Raw genomic sequence first — 21,993 nt, forward strand, 5'->3', positions numbered from 1 at the left:
AAGAGTAGGTCACCGCCAGGGGCTTTATCCCAAAAACCTCCACCCGAAACGGTGGGGGTTTTTTCTTTTGGACGATTCGTCGGCTGCGGCGACGATGTGTGCGTTGCCGCGTGCGGTGAAATGGCCGAGGCATCGATCACTGTCGATGATCCGCGATCCCTTATGATGGACAACACACCGCGATCCGGTCGGTGTTGGAGGGAGCGCGCTCTTGTTTGTTCACGTCGAAACACGCCGCCGCCCGCGCTGGCATTGGGCTACGTTGCTCGTGGTTACGCTTTGTGTGGCTTGTTTTGTTGGACTGGCGCTGACACCGGTACCGCAACGCGGACCGTTGTTGCTGGAATGGGGCACGGTACCAGCCAATATTTTCAACCCGCATGAGGCGTTGCTGCCGCAGTTGGCCGACCCTGCCCTGCTGCGACTGTTCACGGCGCTGTTTATCCATGTGACCTGGCTGCATCTGCTCAGCAATTTATTGTTTCTGGCGATCTTTGGCCTGCCTGGCGAGCGCGCCTTGGGCTCGCTGCGCTTCTTGTTGCTGTTCGTGCTCGGCGGAATCGTGGCGAACCTGATCGGTGCATTGTCGCTGACAGGCGTACGGCTGCCGATCATCGGCTGCAGTGGCGCAGTATCAGCGGTGGTAGGCACCTACGTGGCGCTGTTTCCGCGCGCCAAACTCGGCTTGGTGCTACCGCTTGGGCTCTATCTGGAATTCGTGCGGGTGCCGGCGTTTCTGCTGATCGGTATCTGGGTGTTGCTGCAATTGCTGTTTAGCTACGCCGGGCCGAGCTATGGCGCCTATGTGTGGTGGGCGCACATAGGCGGCTTTCTGTTCGGCGTGGTGTTTGCGCTGTTTTCACGTGAGGCGATTGCCCGCCGTTTGCGCGGCTGAACGCGAAAGCATCATCCGGCGGCGACGCTCCAGCCATGCCGTCGGGAAAACTGGCGTAGCAGCCGGCGGGCGAATGGCGTCGCTGCCACCGCGCTGAATATCTGTTGCGGATCTGTGCCTTCACGCTGCATATCGGCATGCTTGCGCTTGATATAGGCGCGCATCACGTCGGCATTGAATTCAGGGTGGAACTGCGCGCTGACTGCGCTTGGCCCGTAGCGCAGCAATTGATGCGGATCCCGCGCTGAGCGGGCCAATATGGCGGACCCTTGTGGCCGTTCGAGCACGCTTTGTTCGTGCGTGGTGTGCGCACGAAAGCTGGCTGGTAACGTGCGGGCCAGCGGATCGTGCGTGACATCGGGCGCCAGTTCGATCGGCTGGGTGCCAATTTCGCGACCACCGGGCAGGTAATCGACCCGCCCACCCAGCGCATGTGCCATCAACTGATGGCCGTAGCAGACGCCGAACAGCGGTAGTTCAACGTCCATCGCATCACGAATCCAGCCGGCGGTGCGTTCGCTCCATGCTGCGCGCTCGGTGACCATGGCTGCCGAACCGGTAATCATGGCGCCGGCGACTTCGTGTGGCGACGGCAGCACTTCGCCAGCCGCGACATCGACGATCCGCAACTGCTGCGCGTGTAAACCTGCACCAAGTCGGAACCAGTGGGGGAAATCACCGTGGCGGGCACGAATGGCATTCGGCGCGCGGCCGGTGCGGATGATTAATACGGGCTTCATGCGGGAAATCGGGAGTAAATAATTTGGACGTCTTTACGGCTTGGCATCATCGAATGCATCAATCGGCGGCAATACAGTGAGGATTTCCTGCACGGTGGTCAGTCCGGCAGCCACTTGGTCGGCGGCGGAGATACGCAGCGGCCGCATGCCCTCGGACAGCGCAGCCTGACCGAAACCGCTCAAATCGAGCTGGGCCGAAATCAGTCCGCGCAACCGCGGCGACAACTTCATCATTTCGTAGATGCCGGTACGCCCCATGAAACCGGTGTTGCGACATTCCAGGCAACCGACCGGCTCGAACACCTGCTCCGGTACCGGTATTGTCCAACCGTGAGTGAGTACGATCCATGCCTGCGGGTCCTGTGTCGTCGCCCGCTTGCAGTGCGGGCACAGCGTGCGCACCAACCGCTGTGCGACCACGCCGGTCAGGGTGGACTGGATCAGGTAATGCGGCACGCCCAGATCGAGCAGTCGAGTGACTGCGCTAGGCGCGTCATTGGTGTGCAAGGTGGATAACACCAGATGGCCGGTGAGTGAGGCCTGCACCGCCATCTGCGCGGTTTCCAGGTCGCGGATCTCGCCGACCATGATGATGTCCGGATCCTGCCGCAGCAGCGTGCGCACGCCGGCGGCGAAATCCAGGTCGATCGCGGCATGCACCTGCATCTGATTGAATTCGGGTGAGACCATTTCGATAGGGTCTTCCACGGTACACACGTTGAGTTCCGGCGTGGCCAGATGCTTCAGCGTGGAATACAGCGTGGTGGTCTTGCCTGAGCCTGTCGGGCCGGTGACAAGCACGATGCCGTGCGGTCGTTCGACCATGCTGCGCCAGTTGGCGCTCTCGCTCGGGGAAAAGCCGAGCTGGGCAAAATCCTTGACCACCAGGTCTGGGTCGAAGATGCGCATCACCACTTTTTCGCCAAACGCGGTGGGCATGTTCGAGATGCGCAATTCGACCTCGCGGCCGGAAGCCGAGCGCGTCTTGATGCGTCCGTCCTGCGGCCGGCGCTTCTCGGCCACGTCCATGCGCGCGAGAATCTTGATGCGCGCAGTGACCGCCGTCATCACCGGCGCCGGCAACTCGAACACCTTCTGCATGATGCCGTCGATGCGGAAGCGGATGTGCCCGGTGTCGCGACGTGGTTCCAGATGGATGTCCGACGCGCGTTGCTCGAACGCGTATTGCAGCAACCAGTCGACGATATGCACGACGTGGCGGTCGTCGGCACCGACCTCGCCGCTCTTGCCCAGTTCGACCAGCTGCTCGAAGTTGAGGATGGCGGCGGAACTGTCGCTGCCGGTCTTGGCATCCTGTGCCAGCTGGATCGAGCGCTGGACGCCGTAGAACTCCTGCAGATAGCGGTTGATGTCGACCGGACTGGCCACGACCCGCTTGATATCCCGGCGCAGCATCTGCGCCAGATCGGGAGCCCAGCCCGCATCAAACGGTTCACAGGTGGCAAACGTCACCTCGCCTGGTGCGACCGCGATCGGCAGGATCCGGTGACGCTTGGCGTAGGCATGACTCACCGACTGGGTGACCGAAGCGACATTGATCTTCATCGGATCGATTTTCAGGTACGGCAGTCCGGCGTGACCGGCCAGCCATTCGGTCAGGATTTCCAGGCTCAGTGGACGCCCCGTGCCGTGCTGGTTCGTCAGCTTGGCGTTGGCGATCAACACCAATGGATGCAATTCCACCATGCTGCGACCGGCGCGCGCGCCCATGCGCACCTGCTTGGCGTCGTCGGCCAGCAGATAACCGTCGACCACCAGGGCGGCCAGCAGATCGTCCAGTTCAAGCCGACCACGGCGGCCCAGCAGGGATGCGATTTGTGGTGATGCGGCCATCCGGATGTAACCCCCGTAGTGCTTTTTCAGACCCGTAATCCAGTGGGAAAGCGAGCTGCGGCTATACTAGCGCGCTTTACCCAAGGTCACGGAAAGCCATGTCCGCGCGTACCTTCCAGGATGTGATCCAGACCCTCAACCGCTACTGGGCGGCGCAGGGTTGCGTGTTGTTGCAGCCGCTCGATACCGAGGTCGGCGCAGGCACATTCCACCCCGCCACTTTCCTGCGCGCGCTCGGTCCCGAGCCGTGGGCCGCCGCTTATGTGCAGCCGTCGCGTCGACCCACCGACGGCCGCTACGGCGAGAACCCGAACCGCCTGCAGCATTACTACCAGTACCAGGTGGTGATGAAGCCGAACCCGGAAAACATCCTCGAACTGTACATCGGTTCACTGAAGGAACTCGGCCTCGACCCACTGGTGCACGACCTGCGCTTCGTCGAGGACAACTGGGAATCGCCCACGCTGGGTGCCTGGGGTCTCGGCTGGGAGGTCTGGTTGAACGGCATGGAAGTGACCCAGTTCACCTACTTCCAGCAGGCTGGCGGACTCGAATGCCGTCCGGTGACTGGCGAGATCACCTACGGTCTCGAGCGGTTGGCGATGTATCTGCAAAACGTGGACAACGTCTACGACCTGGTCTGGACGGATGGTCCGCGCGGCACGGTCACTTATGGCGACGTGTTCCACCAGAACGAGGTGGAGCAGAGTACCTACAACTTCGAGCATGCCAATGTGGCCGATCTGCTGCACTGGTTCGACGCCTGCGAGGCAATGGCGAACCAGCTGATTGCCGCGAACCTGCCGCTGCCGGCCTATGAGCAGGTGATGAAGGCCAGTCATACATTCAATCTGCTCGATGCACGTCGCGCGATCAGCGTCACCGAGCGCCAGCGGTACATCCTGCGCGTGCGCACGCTGTCGCGCAGCGTGGCCGAAACCTATGTGGCACAGCGCGAGAAACTCGGTTTCCCGGGCCTCAAGCAAGTGAAGGAGCCGGCTCATGGCTGAGCACAAGCCGCTGTTGATCGAACTGGGTACCGAGGAACTGCCGCCGAAGGCGCTGGACGAACTTTCCTCGGCATTTTTGCGTGGCATCTGCGATGGGTTGGCCAAACGCGGCATCGACGCCGCGCTGGATCAGGCGAAAGCCTATTGCTCGCCACGTCGTCTGGCGGCACATATTCCTGGCGTCGCGCAGGCGCAGCCCGAGCAGGCGATCGAGCGGCGTGGCCCGGCCATGAACGCCGCGCTGGATGCCGACGGTCAGCCGTCCAAGGCGCTGCACGGTTTCGCGCAGTCGTGCGGTGTCGGCGTGGAACAGCTTGAGAAACTCGAAACCGACAAGGGCGCGTGGTTCGTGTTCCGTGCGGTGAAACCAGGCCAGCCGGTGGCAGCGTTGCTGCCTGAGATCATCGAAGAGGCGCTGAAGGGCTTGCCGATTCCGCGGCCGATGCGCTGGGCCGACCACGACTACAGCTTCGTGCGTCCGGTCCACTGGCTGGTGATCCTGCACGGCGCCGAGATCGTCGATGGCGGCGTGCTGGGCCTGAAGAGCGGCCGCAAATCGCGTGGCCATCGCTTCATGCATTCGCAACCGGTGCATGTGGCCGATGCCGACAGCTGGCTGGACGCGATGCGCGCTTCCAACGTGCTGGCCGATCCGCAGGAACGGCGCCAGCGCATCCGCGCACAGGTCGAACAGGCAGCCAAGCAAACCGGCGGCGTGCCGCGGCTGGATGATGCCTTGCTCGACGAGATCGCCAACCTCACCGAATGGCCGGTGGCGATCGCCTGCACGTTCGAGCGCGAGTTTCTCGCGGTGCCGCCGGAAGCCTTGGTCACCACGATGGAGACCAACCAGAAGTTCGTGCCGGTGTTCGATGCCGCAGGCAAGCTCACCGAGCATTTCATCGGCATCGCGAATATCGACAGCAATGATCCCGCAGAAATACGCAAAGGCTACGAGCGAGTCATCCGCCCGCGCTTCGCCGACGCGAAATTTTTCTGGGACGAGGATCTGAAGACGCCGCTGGCCAGCTATCAGGAGCAGCTCAAGAGCGTCACCTACCAGCAGGCGCTGGGCAGTCTGTGGGACAAAAGCGTGCGCGTGGCCGAACTGGCGCGCGTGATCGCCAATCGGGTCGGCGTCGATGCCGCTGCCGCCACGCGCGCAGCGAGCCTGAGCAAGTGCGACCTGCTGACCCGCATGGTCGGCGAGTTCCCCGAGCTGCAGGGTGTGATGGGGCGCTATTACGCCAGCCACCACGGTGAATCGGCGGAGGTGGCCGAAGCACTCGACAGCTATTACCAGCCACGCTACGGCGGCGATGCGATCGCCGCCGGGAAGCTCGGCCAGGTACTCGCCGTCGCCGAGCGGCTGGACACATTGGCCGGCATTTTCGCCGTCGGCATGAAGCCGGGCGGCAGCAAGGATCCGTTTGCCTTGCGTCGTGCCGCATTGGGTCTGGCGCGTACGCTGATCGAAGCCGGCATGGAACTGGATCTGCGCGGCAGCTTGGTCGAAGCGCTGGAACAACTGCCCGACAGCGCACTGGCGGCGGGACTGAAACCGGGCAAGGACGGCAAGTCGGGGGCCCTGAATGCGGGCCAGCGGCGGGCGATCCTGCTCGACGAGTTGTATGACTTCGTGCTTGATCGCCTGCGCGGCTACTACGCCGAACAGGGCTTCGATAACGCTCAGTTCGAAGCGGTGCTGGCCGTGCAGCCGAGTAGCCTGGCCGATTTCGACCGGCGCCTGCGCGCGGTCGCCGAATTCGGCCGTCGCCCGGAAGCGGTCAGCTTGGCGGCCGCCAACAAGCGTGTCGCCAACATCCTGCGCAAGCAGGCGGAAGAGGTTGGCGCGCCAGTCATCGGCCGCGTCGTCGATCCTGCACATTTCGAAGCGGATGCCGAGCGCGAACTGGCTGATGCGCTGGCCTCTGCACGGCTGGAGACCGCCGAAGCACTGGGTGCTGGCGATTACACCGCCGTACTGGCTCGCCTATCGCAACTGCAGGCGCCGGTGGACACGTTCTTCGACAGCGTGTTGGTGAACGCCGACAATCCGGCCGTGCGAGCCAATCGGCTGGCCCTGCTCGGGCAGCTGAAGGCGCAGTTCAGCGCCATCGCCGACATCGCCCTGCTCTGAGCGTGGACCACAAAAACGCGGCAGCCGTCATGGCTGCCGCGTTTTTGTAGTAATTGGATACGTGCTCAGTGTCAGGCAGTGCCGCGCTCTTTGCGTATCCGCTCAGCCAGCTGGTGATTGAACGTCACCATGGCGATCGGGTCCACATGCGAGCCACCTGGACTGAGGATTTCGTAGAGCTGCGACAGCAGATCCGTGTTCTCCGACAATCGAAGCTGACTGCCGCCCAGGCTCAGTTCCGACTGCAGGATTTGCACGGCGGCGTTCAGCCGCTGGGCATCGACACCTGCGCTGGCAACGTGACCATCCGTGCTCGGTCGACTGTGCGATCGGTGCGATGTCACCTTTTCCGAACTGTACTGGTCATCCAGCGTGGGGACCGTAGGGTCAGCTTGCAGCGCGCCCTCGCCTGCCACCAACCAGACCAGTGAAATACCCAAGGTGCGTGCCAGCGTGACGCAGCGCGCGCGTGATGGATCGGTATTGCCATCGCGCCAGCTACGCACCACGCCTTCGGAGAAGCCGCACATCCTGGCGATTTCCGTAGCGCTACCGACTCGCTGGATCAGCAACTTGATGCGTTCCGCGAAGCTACCCGTAGCTGGTGGGTTCGTGAAATTTTGCGTTTTCATGGTTTTGGCCGGAAGGTTTGGTGGACATTGTCGACTTACCGCAAAGTAATGCGACAAGTCAAGTGAAGCATGCGTGAAAAAAAGTTATGGAAGTGTTGACCTCCGCACTTTCTTGAATTAACGTCACAATAACTTGCGCAAAAGTTTACGCAGGAACGTACGTTTTATCACGTGGATCGGCATGGGCTGGGCATTTTGCTTGGGGATGTCGTCCTTGGATGTTACGAACACACAAAAAGTTTCATGTGTCCGGATAGTTCGGGCTGAACCTTGGGGAGTTACCATTTTATGAATTCGCGTAAAAATTTCACGACGAGTCAGTTGCGTCGTACATCTCTGGCAATCGGACTTGGCTTGTGCATCGTCGGCACGAGCGCTTTGGCGCAGTCGACCACGGGTAGCATCTTCGGCCAAGCACAGGCCGGCGCAACCGTGCTGATCAAGAGCACGTCAGGCATCTCCCGCCAGGTCGCTGTTGATTCGACCGGGCACTATACGGCGAGCGCGTTGCCGCTGGGTGACTATACGGTAACCCTGCAGCGCGACGGCCAGACCGTCGACTCGCGTTCAAACGTCACGCTGCGCGTGGGCTCGGGCACCGAAGTTTCCTTCGGCGCGCAGGGTGCAAAGGATCTTACAGCGGTGACGGTCCAGGCCAATGCCCTGCCGACCATCGACGTCAGCGCGGTCGATTCCCGCACGGTCATCACGTCTGAGCAGCTGGCCAAGTTGCCGATCGGGCGCAGTGCCGAAGCGATTGCGCTGCTCGCGCCGGGCGTTGTGCCGGGCTCCAGCCTGATCACCGGCAGCCTTGGTCAGCCGTTGGTCTCGTTCGGTGGCTCTTCGGTGACAGAGAACGCTTATTACGTTAATGGATTCAACACCACCGATCCGCTTAGCGGCTTGGGTGGTCTGGCATTGCCGTACGGCGCCATCGACCAGCAGGAAATTCTTACTGGCGGTTATGACGCGGCTTATGGTCGTTCCGATGGTGGCGTGATCAGCCAAGTCGGTAAGCGTGGCACGAACGAATGGCATTTCGGCGCCCAGATCCAGTGGACTCCTACTGATCTGCAGAGCGATCCACGTAATTTCTATTATGTGAAGCCGTCGGCCAATCACGATCCGAGCGTAGCTGGCCCGCAGGGTGCCATTCGTCAGTATCGCAAGGACAACAAGGCTTGGACGACGACGGTCGACGCCTATGTCGGCGGCCCGCTGATCCAAGACAAATTGTTCTTCTTCGCAGCCGTTGAAGGTCAGCGTCAGCAAGGCACGAGCGTCGCTGCCGTTTCACCCAATGTTGTTAAGGGTTTCGACACACATTACCGCTACGACAACCCGAAGTGGTACGGCAAGCTGGATTGGAACATCACCGACAGCAACATTCTTGAACTGACCGGTGCCTCCAGCAAGCAGTCCTATCAGGGTGCGGTCGACAATTACAGCTACGTCACACATACCGACGGGGCTTTCAGCAGCAACGCCACGTCGACCAAGACGGGCAGCGACCTCTACTCGGCCAAATTCACCAGCTACATCACTGACGATCTCAGCTTGACCGCCTTGTACGGCAAGATGAAGGGCACCCTGTACAGCACCACGCCGGGCTATGACCCGAACACTATCGCTCTGCTGACGCCCAATTTCCAAAATCCGGCGCTTAATGGCAACAGGCCGATCATCAACAACCAGAACATCGTGACGCTGGCCAACCCGGCACACCGCACGACCAACACCAATCTGCGTATCGATCTGTCCTACAAACTGGGTGATCACACGATCACCGGCGGTATCGACAATCAGAATGTGGCCGATATGAACGACGGTACCGTCACGTCAGGGCCGGGCTACGCGTGGGAGTATGGTGCGAGCAACGGTTACATTACGGGTGCCCCAGGTACGGATCCTTTCGTAGCTGCTCCGACCAACGGCTATTATGTCGACAAATACATCTTTGGCAATAATGCGTCGGTGCGTACCACGCAGCGTGCCCAGTACATTCAGGATACGTGGCAGGTCACCGACCGCTGGTTGGTAAAGGCGGGTCTGCGCAACGACCAGTTCACCAACTTCAACGGTAACGGTGTACCGTACCTGCGCCTGACCACCCCGCAGTGGGCACCACGTGTCGGCTTCAGCTGGGACGTGAACGGCGACTCCAGCTTCAAGGTCTACGGCAATGCCGGCCGGTACTACCTGGCCATGCCCTCCACCGTGGCCCTGCGCTCCGCGGGTGCCTCGATATATACCCGGGAGTACTTCAACTACACCGGTATCGATGCCAATGGCTATCCCACGGGTCTGAGCCCGATCGCCACCAGCACAGGTGGCCCGATCTCGGCCAACCTGGAATACGGCATACCGCGCGATCCGAAGACGGCAACCTCGACGAACCTCAGGTCTGAATATCAGGACGAGTACATCCTTGGCTTTGACAAGAAGCTGGGTGATTCGTGGGCGTACGGTGCCAAAGCCACCTACCGCAATCTGCGCAATGCAATCGATGACATCGGTGACTCGGACAAGATCTTGGCCAAGATGGATGCGATGGGCATCAATCCCGCCAGCTACGATCCGAACGCGGTCCAGGGCAGTTACCTGATCAATCCGGGCAGCACCAGCATCTTCGAGATTGCGAAGCTGGGTGGTGGCTATTACACCGTACCGGTCACCTGGAAGGAGTTCGGTTTCAACACCACGCTGAAGCGTAAGTACTACGGCTTGGATCTCTACCTCGAGCATCCGTTTGACGGCAAGTGGTTTGGCAAGGTCGACTACTTGTACTCGAAGAGCTACGGCAACAGCGAAGGCCAGGTGCGCTCGGACATCGGCCAGACTGACGTGTCGGCCACGGTCGACTGGGATTACGCCGAGGTTATGGACTATGCAAATGGCAATCTGTCCAATGATCGCCGGCACCAGCTGAAGGCGTTTGGCGCCTACCAGCTTGCTCCGGAATGGATGGTCTCAGGCAACTTGCAGGTGCTGTCCGGTTCACCGCAGACTTGCCTCGGTCGATATGGCGTGAATCAGACCAATCCGAGTCTGGGTTACGGTCCGTACTATCACTGGTGCAATGGCGTGCCATTCTCCCCGGGCAAGACGCATAACCCGTGGACGTATACGCTCAGCCTCGGTGGTGAGTACCGTCCGGAGTGGGCTGGCAAGAAGTTGGCCTTCAATATGACGGTCTACAACGTGCTTAATTCTCAGCGAACCACGCAGACCTATGCGATTTACGGTGACAGCAGGCTCAATGGGGCAGGGCAGCCGTCAGCTCTGAACGTGAGCTACCTGCGTCCGTATAGCGCACAGACTCCTCGTTACGTCCGCTTCGGTATTTCGTACGATTTCTAATGGTCTGATGTAGCAAGTACATTGTTCAGGCTTCAGAAAAAACCGCCGGGGTTCCCCGGCGGTTTTTTTGTGGCGCGACGGAATAAGCGTCGTGTCACGAGCTTCCACGTAGAGCCAATCTCTTGTTCGTTGTGCCTGTAACTTCAGTGCGGCAATAATCCCCTCAGTCGGATAAACCCGAGGGGCCGGTGCAGAAATTCTTCCTACAGGACATCGCATGAGCCAGTTCGCGCTGCTGGGCAAGCGGCGGTTTGCGCCGTTTTTCTGGACCCAGGCGCTGGGGGCGTTCAACGACAGTGCGTTCCGCAATGCGATGGTGATGCTGGCGGCGTTCCAGATGGGATTGCCGGAGCGGCAGGTGTCGCTGTACACCAATCTCGCGCCAGCGCTGTTCATCCTGCCGTACTTCCTGTTCTCGGCCACCGCCGGGCAATTGGCCGAAAAGTTCGAGAAGACGCGGATCATCCGCTACGTGAAGCTGTTCGAGATCGCGGCGATGTTGCTGGCGGCGTGGGGTTTCCACACGCATCATCTCGCCTTGCTGCTGGTCGTGCTGTTCATGATGGGCGTGCACTCGACCGTGTTCGGGCCGATCAAGTACGCGATCCTGCCGCAGGCGCTGAAGCCTAACGAGCTGGTCGGCGGCAACGGCATGGTGGAGATGGGGACCCAGCTGGCGATCCTGATCGGCATGATCGTCGGCAATGCGCTGATGCTGCTGGCCGGCGTGGGGCCGCTGGCCTCGGCCGCGTTGACCATCGGCGTGGCGGTCCTCGGCTATAGCGCGAGTCGGGCGATTCCGCCCGCGCCGGCCACCGCACCGGAGCTGAAGTTCAACTGGAATCCGCTGACCGAGACGGCGCGCGTGCTTGGCATTACGCATCGCGATCGCGCGGTGTTCAACGCGGTGCTGGGCATCTCGTGGTTCTGGTTCTTCGGCACCGTGCTGGTGGCGCAGTTGCCGGTGTATACCAAACTCAATCTCGGCGGCGATGGTTCGGTCAACACGCTGGTGCTGACCTTGTTCTCGCTGGGCACCGGCATCGGTTCGTTGCTGTGCGAGAAGATGTCGGGCAAGCGGGTGGAGATCGGTCTGGTGCCGCTGGGTGCGTTTGGACTCACCGCGTTCGGCATTGATCTGTTCTTCGCACGGCCGCTGGCTTCGGTGGTGCAGGGACTGGATTGGCTGGCGTTCCTGCGTGCGGCCGGCAACTGGCGCATCGTGTTCGATCTGACCCTGATCGGCGTGTTCGCCGGCTTTTACGTGGTGCCGCTGTTTGCCTTCATCCAGAGTCGCGCACCGCGCGAACAGTTGTCGCGGATCATCGCCGGCAACAACATCCTCAATGCGCTGCTGATCTGTTGCGCCTCCGGCTTCGGTCTTGGGCTGGGCATGCTGGGGTTCGGCGTGCCGCAGATCTTCCTCATCACGGCGTTGCTCAACGCAGTGGTGGCGGTGTACATCTTCACCTTGGTGCCCGAGTTCGTGATGCGTTTCATCACCTGGGTGCTGGTGAACACGTTGTACCGGGTGCGCGCAGATGGTGTGCAACACATTCCCGAGGAAGGCGCTGCCTTGCTGGTGTGTAACCACGTCAGCTTCATGGATCCGCTGCTGCTGATGGCGAACCTACGGCGGCCGGCGCGCTTCGTGATGTATTACAAGATTTTCAACATCCCGCTGCTGCGCTTCGTGTTCCGCACCGCGAAGGCGATTCCGATCGCGGGCTATAAGGAAGATCCGGCCGTGCTGCAGCAGGCCTATGACGCGATCGACGACGCGTTGGCGGCCGGTGAGGTGGTGTGCATCTTTCCCGAGGGCGGGCTGACCTGCGATGGCGAGATCGCGCCATTCCGCCCGGGCGTTGAAAAGATCCTGGCGCGCCGCCCGGTACCGGTGGTGCCGATGGCGCTGCGCGGCCTGTGGGGCAGCGTGTGGAGTCGGCGCGATTCCATGCTGCGCCGGGCACGTCTGCCGCGGCGTTTTCGCGCACGGGTGGAGTTGGTGGTCGATGCGCCGCTGGCGCCGGAGCAGGTCACCGTGGCGATACTGGAGGCGCGAGTACGCGAACTGCGCGGCGAATTCGCCTAGCCAGGGTCAGCTCACCCAGCCGCCAATCACGATCAGCGCCGCGACGCTCAACCACGCCAGCAGCGCGCGCAGCAAGACGCCACGCAGGCGCACTAGTTCGGCGAGTGGATCGCTGTGTTCCTCGGCATAACCATCACCGGCCTCGATGTCGATCAGTACATCGGCCTGCGCCGCCGCGCCGAGAAAGCCCGGCTCGCTGCCATACCAGCTGGTAGCCGCAGCCTGACTGTGCCAGCGTCTCCAAGCCCCGATCACGGCGTCCCAGTGGCCGACGAAGGCCAGCGTGAAAGTCAGCAACTGGGCCGGCAGCCAGTCCAGCGCATTGGCCACGTAATGGGCAGCGCTGCGGCTGCTCGAATCGAGTTGCAGCGAGTCGTTGCGTGCCAGCGTCTGCGCCAGCCGGTACAGCAGCGCGCCGGCCGGGCCGAGCAGGAAGAACCACAGCAGCACGGCGAAGCGCCGGCGCAATGCGGCGTAGGCGATCGCCACGCCCAAGGCAGGTGCGCTCCAGGCGATCGGAGAACCATCGTCGGCCAGCATCTGCGCCGCGGCCTCGCGGCTGGGACCATCCGGAGCGCCCAGGATCGCTTCCAAGTCGGCCTCGAATTCGCGCGGGCCGAAACAGTAGAGTAGCACGGCCAGCGAAAACAGCAGTTGCAGCAATCCGCCCAGCGGAGTGTGGCCGAGCAACCACCATAGCAGCGCGCACAACACGGTCGGCAGCAGCAGGGCCAGCACGATACGACCGCTGCCGCTGGTGTCCGCCAGCTGCGTCACCCAGCGGCGAAACAGGCCGTCGCTGCGCCAGCGTGCGAGCTGCGGCATGACATGCAGCAGGCCAAGGGCGATGAGGGCAACAAGCAGACTGATAGCCATGACGGAATGAACTCGCAAGCAGTCATTGCATTGTATGCGAGGGATCGCTCATTCCACAGGCCGGCGTTGGATGACGTTGCTCGACGGGCGGCCATTCCGACCTGGATCAACCCGAAGGGATAGCTGCGGCCAATTGGTCCAGATCCAGTCCGGCGCGTTGTTGCAACCAGTACGCCAGCAACCGGTACGACACCGACAGCGCCGTGGAAGGCACGAAGCTGCCCTCGGCGATGCCGTCGACGATCTGCTGCGGCGTGAACCAGCGCGCGTCCTCCAGTTCGTGGTCGCGCATGTCGATCCGGCGCGACACCGCGGTGGCGATGAAGCCGACCATCAGCGAGGCAGGCATCGGCCACGGCTGCGAGGAGTGATAGTGCACTTCATCGACGATGACGCCGGCTTCCTCGGCCACTTCGCGGCGCACCGCGTCTTCCAGCGATTCACCCGGCTCGACAAAGCCAGCTAGCGTCGAGTAACGGCCAGGTGGCCAACTGGCCTGGCGGCCGAGCAGGCAGGCGCCGTCGTGCTCGACCAGCATGATGACGGCGGCATCCGTGCGCGGGAAATGCAGGCGCGCGCAGTCCGGATTGGTGCATTGCGCGCGATGGCCGGCCGCAACCAGCTGCAGCGGCGCGCCGCAACGGGCGCAATGGCGCGTCTCGCGCTGCCAGTGCGACAGACCCTTGGCATACGCGAACAGGCCTGCCTCGTCTGCCGCCAGACGCAGGCCGGCACTGCGCAGATTCATGCGGCGCGCGTCGAGCGCGTTTTCCAGTTCGTCGATGCGATGGGCGTCGTCCAATACCAGCAGAAAATGCGGCCGCTGATCGGCGATGCCGAGCAGGGTCGTCGGTACGTCGGCTAGCCATTGCGCGCGCTCATGGGTATCGAGCCAGCGCAGCCCTTCGCGATCGCGCCGCATGAACGCTTCGCCGGCGGCATCCAGCAGCAGATAACGCGCTTGGGTCGAGTTGGCTTGTTCGGTAACCCACGCAGATTCATCGCGCCGCTCGGCGATCCGGTCGAGGATCAGGCTGAGCCCGGCGAAAGTGTTGGGACGCGGCAGCTTGGCCCGATCCATGGAACGATCCGCTCAGGTGGAGAACGAGGAGCCGCAGCCGCAGGTGGTCTTGGCGTTCGGATTGCTGATGACGAACTGCGAGCCGCTGAGATTCTCGGCGTAGTCGATCTGCGCGCCGGTGAGGTACTGCAGTGACAGCGGATCGCACAGCAGGGTGACGCCTTCACGCTCGACCGCAAAGTCGTCCTCGGCCTGGGCTTCATCGAAGGTGAAGCCGTACTGGAATCCCGAGCAGCCGCCACCGCTGATGTACACCCGCAGCTTCAGCGCCGGGTTGCCTTCTTCGGCAATCAGCTCATGCACCTTGTGTGCGGCGGCCGCGGTGAACAGCAGCGGCGCGCCACTGCTGCGGTAATCGGGGATCGCGACGAGAGTTTCCATGGTCATCTAGATGGGGTCGTGACGGACAAGCGCAAGCATACCGGTTCAGACAGGTACGTTCAGGCCGGCACGGCCTCGTCGAGCTCGGCATCCGGTGCCGGCAACTCACGCTGCGCCTCCTCGGCCTGGCGCGAGATGCGTCCGTTGACCTGGGCGCCGGCGGCCATTTCCAGCGTGTGATAGCGCAAGTCGCCGTCGATGCGCGCCTGCGGCGCCAGTTCCAGCCGGGCACTGACATACACATCACCCGTCACGTGGCCGTTGATCACGGCCTGCGGCACGCGGATCTCGCCGTGTACCTGGCCATACTCGCTGAGCGTGAACATGGCATCGTCGCCTTCGCCCAGTACGGTGCCTTCGATGCGGCCATCCAGATGCAGCGCGCCGCTGAAGCGCAGATCGCCGCGGATCAGCGTGCCGCGGGCAATCAGGCTGGTCTCGTGGCTGGTGTGGTTGCGATCGTTGCGTTTACGGTTGAGCATCGTGATCCCCCTCGGCAGTAGTGATATTGCCGCTCAGTGCGGCGCCCCAGGCGACGGTACGGTCGACCGGATCGCCGCTGGCGGGCTGAATGAGAATGCGCAGTCGCGTGGGGCGGAAATCTGCCGGCAACACGATGGTGCCGTGCAACTGCTGGAAATACATGAAACGGAATGGCAGGCCATCTTTCTGTGTGGCATCGCTCAGCGCCGGCCACGCCAGGGTAACCGCCTTGTCGCCGCGCAAACCCTCCACGCTGATCGTCGCGTTGCCGGTGGTTTCGTCGCCACGCTTCGCGTTCTGAGTCAGGCTCAGGGTGAGATTCCAGCCGCGCGAACCGGTAATCGGCTGCAGCTTCACCTCCTGCAACTTCAAGCCCTGCCGCTGGGCATCGCCACCGACCAACCGCGCATAGAAACCCAGATCGGCACGCAAACCGCTGAGTTCTTCCTCGCGTTGAGCCAACGTGCCGCGCAACGAACGGGTGGCGACCTCATTGACCTGGGCAGCGCGCTGCAGATTCGCGACCTGCTGCTCGAGGTCACCAATCCGCCCCTGCAGGACGCGTTGCTGGCGCAGGTCGATAGCGGCGGGCATAGCACGGCGAGTCAAGGTGCCGACGATCAGACCGATTAGCAACAGACTAACCAGCCACGCGATACCAAGCCACCACCAGCGCCGTCGATGGCCGACGTCATCGTGCTGACGCACGACGAAACGTGGCGGTGGTCGTGAAGCCATGCGGGCCATTCCGGGGAAAACCGAAGGTATAGCCCTGCGGCGAGGAAAGCGTCAAGGAACCGGTGCACGCTTCAATGCGGCAGCGCCACCCGGCGTTGCCGCGCACGATATGGCTCAGCTCTGCATCTTGCTCTGCAGGTAGCGCTCCGCGCCGATGTCCTTGATCAGGCTGAACTGGGTTTCCAGCCAGTCGATGTGTTCTTCCTCGTCGTGCAGGATGTCCTTGAACAGGTCGCGGCTGATGTAGTCGGCAATGCCTTCGCTATGTGCGATCGCGGCGCGCAGATCGACCACGGCGGCCAGTTCCAGATCCAGATCGCCCTGCAGCGATTCCAGCACATTCTCGCCGATGCGCAGCTTGCCAAGATGCTGCAGGTTCGGTAGGCCGTCGAGGAACAGGATGCGCTCGATCAGATGATCGGCGTGCTTCATCTCCTCGATCGATTCTTTGTACTCGTGCTCGGCCAGCTCGGCATAGCCCCAGTCCTTGAGCATCCGGTAATGCAGGAAGTACTGGTTGATCGCGGTCAGCTCGTTGTAGAGCACCTTGTTGAGGAACTCGATGACCTTGGCATCACCTTTCATGGTCTTTCTCCCTTCGACAAACGACGCCGACTATACAAAGTCCGCGCAGCCGCGGACGAAATGCGAATGGCAATGGTTTGCCCGTACATCGAATGTGTATGGGCCAAGCGGCCGGCTGGCTGATTGGGATGGAGCGGGAGGGGAGGGCTCAGGCCGCAGCGAGCGGCAGCTGGCACAGCACCTGCGAAACCGCCTTGTCGAGCGTGGCACGTGCTTCCTGCTCGCAGCAGCCGCAGCAATCGGAACAGCCGGTGCGCGCCTGCAATTCGGCAAACGAATGCACGCCATCGGCCGCTTCGCGGCGGATGTCATGATCGGTAACGGCGTTGCACAGACAGATATACATGGCGCGTATAAGAACGCGAATGCGAATGATTGTCAACAATCCGGCTATCAGTTGCTGTTGAATCCGTTCAGGCCGCTTCGCGGCCGTCACGTGGCCCGGTCGGCGGAGTATCGGCAGTATCCCGTGGCGGCAGCGTGCCGAGTTCGACGCTGCACAGGCTCTCCACCAAGGGTGCGAAGTGGCGCAGGGCCCGCTCGTAGACCTGCCGCTTGAAATTAACGACGTGCGCGGCCGGGTACCAGAAGTCGACCCAGCGCCACAGATCGAACTCCGGCTTGTCGCACGCATCCAGCTTCAGGGCATCCTCGCCGCCAACCAGCTTGAGCAGAAACCACACCTGCTTCTGGCCAATGCAGGTAGGCCGCTGGTGATGGCGTACATACCGGTTCGGCAGGCGGTAACGCAGCCAGCCGTGGGTGGCACTGATGACTTCGACGTGATGCGCGGCGAGCCCGGTTTCTTCTTCCAGCTCGCGGTACATCGCTTCCAGCGGGGTTTCGTCCGAGCGCATGCCACCCTGCGGAAACTGCCAGCCATCACGATTGATCCGGCGCGCCCAGAACAGTTGGCCGGCTGCATTCAGCAGCACGATGCCGACATTCGGACGATAGCCATCAACATCAATCATGTAGCCTCCTGGAGTCGTACGGCGCGGTTCGCCGCGCAAGACCGCATCCAGTCTTGAGCCGATTCAACCACAGCGCGCGAAGCAGCGGCAAGCGGCAGACTTGAACCGGCGGGGCTACACGACTACACTGCCGCGCCCCGCCCGTATCGCTCTGATGCGGCATGGCGGGATTCCTCAAGGCTATGTAGCTCAGCTGGTTAGAGCACAGCACTCATAATGCTGGGGTCGGTGGTTCGAGTCCACCCATAGCCACCAAACGCGTCGTGCGTGTTTTCTGCCGCCGACACATCATCTGCACGCAGGCGTTCGCCATGCATATCTTCAAAGTGTTTCAGCTCGAGGCGGCGCATCGGCTGCCGAACGTGCCAGCCGGGCACAAGTGTGCGCGACTGCACGGGCATTCGTTCCGCATCGAGATCCATGTGACGGGCGAGCCTGATCCGCAGCTGGGCTGGGTGATGGACTTTGCCGATCTGAAGACGGCGTTCGCGCCGCTGTACGACCAGCTTGACCACTACTACCTCAACGGCATCGAGGGGCTGGAGAATCCAACCAGCGAGATGCTGGCACGCTGGATCTGGCAGCGGCTGCTGCCGCGCCTGCCGGGACTGGACAAGGTGGTCGTGCATGAGACCTGTACGTCGGGTGCCAGCTGCAGCCGGGACAGTTTTTGACGCGACGCGATATTTTTCAAATTGTCATAAACAACCGGTTTGCATGAATTTTTTCTTAATGGTCTTGCCGGAACGGAAAAATATATTGCACTGCACAAAAGTTGCTGCTAGAGTGCGTCCCACTACCCAATCCTCCGTGAGGACAAGATCATGACGCAGCAGATCAACAACCAGATTTTCGCTTTCACCAAGCAGTTCACCGACAGCGCGTTCAAGGCGCAGGCGCTGGCCCTGAAGGGTCTGGAGACGGTCGCCGAGCTGCAGCTCAAGGCGCTCGAGCAGCAGTCCAAGGTTTCGGCCGAGTTCGTTGCCGAAGCGCTGGAAACCCGTGACGTCAACGGCCTGCGTAGCCTGTGGGAAAAGGGCACCAGCCTGAGCCGTGACAACGCCGAGCGTTCGGTGGCTGTCTCGCAGGAGATCCTGGCCATCACGCAGAAGACCGCCGAGTCGCTGAATGCGCTCGTGCAGGAGCAGCGTCAGGCTGCCAACGACGCGGTCACCGCGCCGGTGGCTGCTGCCAAGAAGGCTGCCGCCAAGTAATTTCGCTGCATCGTCGCGTTTCACAGCGATAAAACAGGGCCGAACTTCGTGTTCGGCCCTGTTTGTATGTGCTACCGCAAAAGGACACGCGCAGCGGCGAAACGGGGCATAGGCTGAATTTTCGGGCGACGGGACAGGATGTCGCAGGTCGCACAGCTTGTCGCTGCATTCGCCGCACTGATATACTTTTGCGGATTGGATCGTGGCCCGTAGCTGTATCGGTGCCGCCTGGTGGAAACCGCGCGGAGACGTTACGTGCTCAATAGTCTTGCCTCTGGTCGACGTCTCGCCTTGCGCATCATGCTGCTGCAGCTTGCTGTGGCGATGTTGGCTGGCCTTGCTTTCCTGGCGCTGGGGCGCCGCGAAGCAGTGTCAGCTGCTGCAGGTGCGGCGATTGTGGCGCTGGGTACCGCGCTGCTGTCGGCGCGCTTCTTCAGCGGGCTGAGCGGGGCTGGCATGGCGTTGAGCCGCTTGCTGACGGGCATGATCCTTAAATGGATCGTGATCGTCGGGGGGCTGATCATGATCCTGGTTCAATTCAAGTTGCCGCCACTGGCCGCCATCACGGGGTTGGTGGCTGCCTACGCGGTTTATCTGCTGGCGTTCAGATTCAAGGGTTGAGACATGGCAAGCGAGCCACAAGGCGGACTCACCGAATACATCCAGCACCACCTCACCCACCTCACGCCGCATGCGAGCAACGGTGGTTTCTGGGCGGTGCATATCGACTCGATCACCGTGTCGCTGGTGCTGGGCGTGCTGTTCTGCCTGCTGTTCTGGCTGAAGGCACGCAAGGCCACGGCTGGCGTGCCGGGCAAGGGCCAGGCCTTCGTCGAGATCGTGCTGGAGTTTGTCGACGGCCAGGTCAAGGACGTGTTCCACGGCGATCGCCGTTTCCTTGGGCCGCTGGCGCTGACCGTGTTCGTCTGGGTTTTCCTGATGAATGCGATGGATCTGCTGCCGGTCGATCTGATTCCGTGGATTACCGAGATGTTCGGCGTCGGCCATTTCCGTGCGGTACCCACGGCGGATACCAGCATGACGTTCGCGATGTCGATCACGGTGTTCGTGTTGATCATTTTCTATAGCTTCAAGGCCAAGGGCTTCAGCGGCTACATGAGCGAGATGTTCACCGCGCCGTTTGGCAAGCACCCGTTGCTGTGGCTTCCCAATTTCGCGCTGAACCTGGTCGAGCTGCTGTCCAAGCCGGTGAGCTTGGCGATGCGACTGTTCGGCAATATGTATGCAGGCGAGCTGGTGTTCATGCTGATCGCCGGTTTGTTCAGTGCTGGTGCGGGCCTGGCAGGCTGGGCGTTGTATGGCGCTGGCATCATCGGTTACACGGTGTGGGGCCTCTTCCACATCCTGATCATCGGCATCCAGGCCTTCATCTTCATGGTGCTGACGATCGTGTACATCTCGATGGCACACGATCACCACTGATCACGCTTATCGAATCGCGTTTTTCGAATCATCCGTTTCAACCATTAGATCTTTCAAGTTTCAATTTCTCAGGAGACCGTCGTGGAACTCATCGCTCATATTGCTCAAGTGCAGTCCTTCACCGCCATCGCGCTGGGTCTGATCATCGGCCTCGGTGCACTCGGTGCCTGTATCGGTATCGGCGTCATGGGTTCGAAGTTCCTCGAAGCCGCTGCCCGTCAGCCGGAGCTGGTGCCGCTGCTGCAGGGCCGCATGTTCCTGCTCGCTGGTCTGATCGACGCGGCGTTCCTGATCGGCGTGGCGCTGGCGATGTACTTCGCCGTGGCCAACCCGCTGCTGTCGAACGTGATGAGCGCGGCGTCCACCGCTGCTGGTCACTAAGCAAGCCAATCCACGGTGCCGCTTCGGCGGCGCCGCATTTTGCAAAGACGCTCCGGCGTCATTGTTCGTGATATTCAGCATTTACAGGTAACGCAGCGATGCTTCCCAACGGCACTCTGATTGGCGAAATGATTTCGTTCGCCATCCTGATCTGGTTCTGTGTCCACTTCATCTGGCCGCATATCAACAAGGCCATCGAAGATCGGCAGATCAAGATCGCCGAAGGCTTGAATGCGGCCGAGCGTGCGCATGCCGAGCTGAAGGACGCCGACCACAAGGTCGCGGCCGAGATCAAGGTGGCCCGTCAACAGGCTTCCGAGATCATCGACAAGGCCCAGCAGCAGGCCAACCAGATCATCGACAAGGCCCGTGGCGAAGCGGTCACCGAGATCAACCGGCTGAAGGCGAGCGCGCAGGACGACATCGCGTCGATGGCCCAGCGTGCCCGTGACCTGCTGCGCGAGCAGGTGGGCGCGTTGGCGGTGCAGGGTGCCAGCAAGATCGTGCAGCGCGAAGTCGATGCGTCGACGCACAAGGCCCTGCTCGACCAGCTCGCGGCCGAGATCTGATCGATGGCCCAGGCAATCACCCTCGCTCGTCCGTACGCGCGCGCCGCCTTCGAAGTGGCCCATGCGGCCGGTTCGCTGGCGGCATGGTCGCAGGCGCTGGCCTTCGCCGCCGAAGTGGCGAAGGATTCGCGCGTGGCCGATCTCGGCACCGATCCGCGGGTGCTGCCGGCACAGCTGGTGGCCTTGCATCTGCCGGCCGATATGGCCGCCGATGCGCCGTTCGCACAGTTCCTCACCGAGATGGCCGAGCAGCGTCGCATGGCGCTGCTGCCGGAAGTGGCCGATCTGTATGAAGCGTTCAAGCGTGAGTCCGAGTCGCAGCTGCTGGTCAAGGTGACCAGCGCGATGGCCCTGGACGCGGCGCAGGCCGAGCAGCTCAAGGTGTCGCTGAAGCGCCGCTTCAAGCGCGAGATCGAACTGGAAACCCGGGTCGATGCCTCGCTGCTGGCCGGCGTGGTGATCGATACCGGTGAACAGGTGATCGACGGCTCCGCTCGCGGACGCCTGGCGCAGCTGGCCAGCGCGCTTTCGCACTGATCCAAAGA

23 protein-coding genes and 1 tRNA gene are annotated in these 21,993 nt (G+C 61.9%); 13 read left to right on the plus strand and 11 right to left on the minus strand.

The annotated features are described in order from the left end of the window. Positions 1–211: 211 nt before the first annotated feature. Positions 212–895, plus strand: a complete 684-nt coding sequence (locus tag IE071_RS13455) for a rhomboid family intramembrane serine protease (RefSeq protein ID WP_189441865.1) — start codon at positions 212–214, stop codon at positions 893–895. 11 nt (positions 896–906) lie between these two features. Here the strand turns inward: IE071_RS13455 and IE071_RS13460 are convergent, their stop codons facing one another. Next, a complete protein-coding gene (locus tag IE071_RS13460) occupies positions 907–1,635 on the minus strand; it encodes a glutamine amidotransferase (RefSeq protein WP_189441868.1) in 729 nt (242 codons plus the stop codon). Between the two features lie 33 nt (positions 1,636–1,668). After that, the gene (gene tfpB / locus IE071_RS13465) at positions 1,669–3,489 is read right to left on the minus strand and encodes a type IV pilus assembly ATPase TfpB (RefSeq protein WP_189441870.1); all 1,821 of its coding nucleotides are present in this window, start codon (positions 3,487–3,489) and stop codon (positions 1,669–1,671) included. A gap of 98 nt (positions 3,490–3,587) precedes the next feature. On the opposite strand from tfpB, the gene glyQ reads away from it, so the two are divergent. After that, positions 3,588–4,499, plus strand: a complete 912-nt coding sequence (glyQ, locus tag IE071_RS13470; RefSeq protein WP_077518912.1) for a glycine--tRNA ligase subunit alpha — start codon at positions 3,588–3,590, stop codon at positions 4,497–4,499. Next, complete coding sequence (gene glyS, locus IE071_RS13475; protein ID WP_189441872.1) at positions 4,492–6,639, plus strand: glycine--tRNA ligase subunit beta; 2,148 nt, start codon at positions 4,492–4,494, stop codon at positions 6,637–6,639. Before glyQ ends, glyS begins: the two co-directional genes overlap by 8 nt. Before the next feature lie 71 nt (positions 6,640–6,710). Here the strand turns inward: glyS and IE071_RS13480 are convergent, their stop codons facing one another. Continuing rightward, positions 6,711–7,271, minus strand: a complete 561-nt coding sequence (locus tag IE071_RS13480; protein ID WP_189441874.1) for a helix-turn-helix domain-containing protein — start codon at positions 7,269–7,271, stop codon at positions 6,711–6,713. A 288-nt stretch (positions 7,272–7,559) separates the two neighbouring features. Between IE071_RS13480 and IE071_RS13485 the strand changes: the two genes are divergently transcribed. Together IE071_RS13485 and IE071_RS13490 are read left to right on the plus strand one after the other, a co-directional pair. Then, positions 7,560–10,631: a TonB-dependent receptor gene (locus tag IE071_RS13485; protein ID WP_189441875.1), complete on the plus strand. Its 3,072-nt coding sequence runs from the start codon at positions 7,560–7,562 to the stop codon at positions 10,629–10,631. Between the two features lie 217 nt (positions 10,632–10,848). Further along, the gene (locus tag IE071_RS13490; RefSeq protein WP_189441876.1) at positions 10,849–12,723 is read left to right on the plus strand and encodes an MFS transporter; all 1,875 of its coding nucleotides are present in this window, start codon (positions 10,849–10,851) and stop codon (positions 12,721–12,723) included. Between the two features lie 6 nt (positions 12,724–12,729). Here the strand turns inward: IE071_RS13490 and IE071_RS13495 are convergent, their stop codons facing one another. The 8 genes from IE071_RS13495 to IE071_RS13530 all read right to left on the minus strand — a co-directional run bounded on the left by IE071_RS13495 (position 12,730) and on the right by IE071_RS13530 (position 17,841). Further along, positions 12,730–13,599, minus strand: coding sequence for a regulatory signaling modulator protein AmpE (locus IE071_RS13495; RefSeq protein ID WP_189441878.1), 870 nt, complete (start codon positions 13,597–13,599; stop codon positions 12,730–12,732). 106 nt (positions 13,600–13,705) lie between these two features. Then, a complete protein-coding gene (gene nudC, locus IE071_RS13500; protein WP_189441880.1) occupies positions 13,706–14,680 on the minus strand; it encodes an NAD(+) diphosphatase in 975 nt (324 codons plus the stop codon). A gap of 12 nt (positions 14,681–14,692) precedes the next feature. Beyond that, positions 14,693–15,061: an iron-sulfur cluster insertion protein ErpA gene (gene erpA, locus IE071_RS13505; protein ID WP_189441882.1), complete on the minus strand. Its 369-nt coding sequence runs from the start codon at positions 15,059–15,061 to the stop codon at positions 14,693–14,695. A gap of 59 nt (positions 15,062–15,120) precedes the next feature. Next, positions 15,121–15,543 (minus strand): bactofilin family protein, encoded by a 423-nt coding sequence (locus tag IE071_RS13510; RefSeq protein WP_189441884.1) that lies wholly within the window; start codon positions 15,541–15,543, stop codon positions 15,121–15,123. After that, positions 15,530–16,282 (minus strand): DUF6776 family protein, encoded by a 753-nt coding sequence (locus tag IE071_RS13515; RefSeq protein ID WP_189441886.1) that lies wholly within the window; start codon positions 16,280–16,282, stop codon positions 15,530–15,532. The genes IE071_RS13510 and IE071_RS13515 overlap by 14 nt, the downstream gene beginning before the upstream one ends. Before the next feature lie 114 nt (positions 16,283–16,396). Further along, a complete protein-coding gene (gene bfr / locus IE071_RS13520; protein WP_189441887.1) occupies positions 16,397–16,867 on the minus strand; it encodes a bacterioferritin in 471 nt (156 codons plus the stop codon). A 148-nt stretch (positions 16,868–17,015) separates the two neighbouring features. Then, on the minus strand, positions 17,016–17,222 hold the full coding sequence (locus tag IE071_RS13525; protein WP_425503465.1) for a (2Fe-2S)-binding protein: 207 nt from the start codon (positions 17,220–17,222) through the stop codon (positions 17,016–17,018). Between the two features lie 58 nt (positions 17,223–17,280). After that, a complete protein-coding gene (locus IE071_RS13530; RefSeq protein WP_189441891.1) occupies positions 17,281–17,841 on the minus strand; it encodes an RNA pyrophosphohydrolase in 561 nt (186 codons plus the stop codon). Positions 17,842–18,019: 178 nt separating this feature from the next. Between IE071_RS13530 and IE071_RS13535 the strand changes: the two genes are divergently transcribed. The 8 genes from IE071_RS13535 (at position 18,020) to IE071_RS13570 (ending at position 21,985) form a co-directional block, all read left to right on the plus strand. Further along, a tRNA-Met gene (locus IE071_RS13535) sits at positions 18,020–18,096 on the plus strand. A gap of 56 nt (positions 18,097–18,152) precedes the next feature. Next, complete coding sequence (queD, locus tag IE071_RS13540; RefSeq protein WP_189441893.1) at positions 18,153–18,515, plus strand: 6-carboxytetrahydropterin synthase QueD; 363 nt, start codon at positions 18,153–18,155, stop codon at positions 18,513–18,515. A gap of 150 nt (positions 18,516–18,665) precedes the next feature. After that, complete coding sequence (locus tag IE071_RS13545) at positions 18,666–19,055, plus strand: phasin family protein (protein ID WP_189441895.1); 390 nt, start codon at positions 18,666–18,668, stop codon at positions 19,053–19,055. Between the two features lie 300 nt (positions 19,056–19,355). Next, positions 19,356–19,676, plus strand: a complete 321-nt coding sequence (locus tag IE071_RS13550; protein ID WP_189442089.1) for an ATP synthase subunit I — start codon at positions 19,356–19,358, stop codon at positions 19,674–19,676. A gap of 3 nt (positions 19,677–19,679) precedes the next feature. Then, complete coding sequence (gene atpB, locus IE071_RS13555; RefSeq protein WP_189441897.1) at positions 19,680–20,498, plus strand: F0F1 ATP synthase subunit A; 819 nt, start codon at positions 19,680–19,682, stop codon at positions 20,496–20,498. A gap of 81 nt (positions 20,499–20,579) precedes the next feature. Beyond that, on the plus strand, positions 20,580–20,879 hold the full coding sequence (atpE, locus tag IE071_RS13560; protein WP_072762022.1) for a F0F1 ATP synthase subunit C: 300 nt from the start codon (positions 20,580–20,582) through the stop codon (positions 20,877–20,879). A 98-nt stretch (positions 20,880–20,977) separates the two neighbouring features. After that, positions 20,978–21,448: a F0F1 ATP synthase subunit B gene (locus tag IE071_RS13565; RefSeq protein ID WP_189441899.1), complete on the plus strand. Its 471-nt coding sequence runs from the start codon at positions 20,978–20,980 to the stop codon at positions 21,446–21,448. 3 nt (positions 21,449–21,451) lie between these two features. Continuing rightward, positions 21,452–21,985, plus strand: coding sequence for a F0F1 ATP synthase subunit delta (locus tag IE071_RS13570; protein ID WP_189441901.1), 534 nt, complete (start codon positions 21,452–21,454; stop codon positions 21,983–21,985). Positions 21,986–21,993 lie beyond the last annotated feature (8 nt).

It is taken from the genome of Rhodanobacter panaciterrae, from assembly GCF_014651895.1.
In the GTDB taxonomy this organism is placed as follows: domain Bacteria; phylum Pseudomonadota; class Gammaproteobacteria; order Xanthomonadales; family Rhodanobacteraceae; genus Rhodanobacter; species Rhodanobacter panaciterrae.

Coding starts and splice junctions, on each gene's coding strand:
- IE071_RS13460 (WP_189441868.1), bottom strand. CDS start 1,635: ATGAAGCCCGTATTAATCATCCGCACCGGCCGCGCGCCGAATGCCATT.
- tfpB (WP_189441870.1), bottom strand. CDS start 3,489: ATGGCCGCATCACCACAAATCGCATCCCTGCTGGGCCGCCGTGGTCGG.
- glyQ (WP_077518912.1), top strand. CDS start 3,588: ATGTCCGCGCGTACCTTCCAGGATGTGATCCAGACCCTCAACCGCTAC.
- glyS (WP_189441872.1), top strand. CDS start 4,492: ATGGCTGAGCACAAGCCGCTGTTGATCGAACTGGGTACCGAGGAACTG.
- IE071_RS13480 (WP_189441874.1), bottom strand. CDS start 7,271: ATGAAAACGCAAAATTTCACGAACCCACCAGCTACGGGTAGCTTCGCG.
- IE071_RS13485 (WP_189441875.1), top strand. CDS start 7,560: ATGAATTCGCGTAAAAATTTCACGACGAGTCAGTTGCGTCGTACATCT.
- IE071_RS13490 (WP_189441876.1), top strand. CDS start 10,849: ATGAGCCAGTTCGCGCTGCTGGGCAAGCGGCGGTTTGCGCCGTTTTTC.
- IE071_RS13495 (WP_189441878.1), bottom strand. CDS start 13,599: ATGGCTATCAGTCTGCTTGTTGCCCTCATCGCCCTTGGCCTGCTGCAT.
- nudC (WP_189441880.1), bottom strand. CDS start 14,680: ATGGATCGGGCCAAGCTGCCGCGTCCCAACACTTTCGCCGGGCTCAGC.
- erpA (WP_189441882.1), bottom strand. CDS start 15,061: ATGGAAACTCTCGTCGCGATCCCCGATTACCGCAGCAGTGGCGCGCCG.
- IE071_RS13510 (WP_189441884.1), bottom strand. CDS start 15,543: ATGCTCAACCGTAAACGCAACGATCGCAACCACACCAGCCACGAGACC.
- IE071_RS13515 (WP_189441886.1), bottom strand. CDS start 16,282: ATGGCTTCACGACCACCGCCACGTTTCGTCGTGCGTCAGCACGATGAC.
- bfr (WP_189441887.1), bottom strand. CDS start 16,867: ATGAAAGGTGATGCCAAGGTCATCGAGTTCCTCAACAAGGTGCTCTAC.
- IE071_RS13530 (WP_189441891.1), bottom strand. CDS start 17,841: ATGATTGATGTTGATGGCTATCGTCCGAATGTCGGCATCGTGCTGCTG.
- queD (WP_189441893.1), top strand. CDS start 18,153: ATGCATATCTTCAAAGTGTTTCAGCTCGAGGCGGCGCATCGGCTGCCG.
- IE071_RS13545 (WP_189441895.1), top strand. CDS start 18,666: ATGACGCAGCAGATCAACAACCAGATTTTCGCTTTCACCAAGCAGTTC.
- IE071_RS13550 (WP_189442089.1), top strand. CDS start 19,356: ATGCTGCTGCAGCTTGCTGTGGCGATGTTGGCTGGCCTTGCTTTCCTG.
- atpB (WP_189441897.1), top strand. CDS start 19,680: ATGGCAAGCGAGCCACAAGGCGGACTCACCGAATACATCCAGCACCAC.
- IE071_RS13565 (WP_189441899.1), top strand. CDS start 20,978: ATGCTTCCCAACGGCACTCTGATTGGCGAAATGATTTCGTTCGCCATC.
- IE071_RS13570 (WP_189441901.1), top strand. CDS start 21,452: ATGGCCCAGGCAATCACCCTCGCTCGTCCGTACGCGCGCGCCGCCTTC.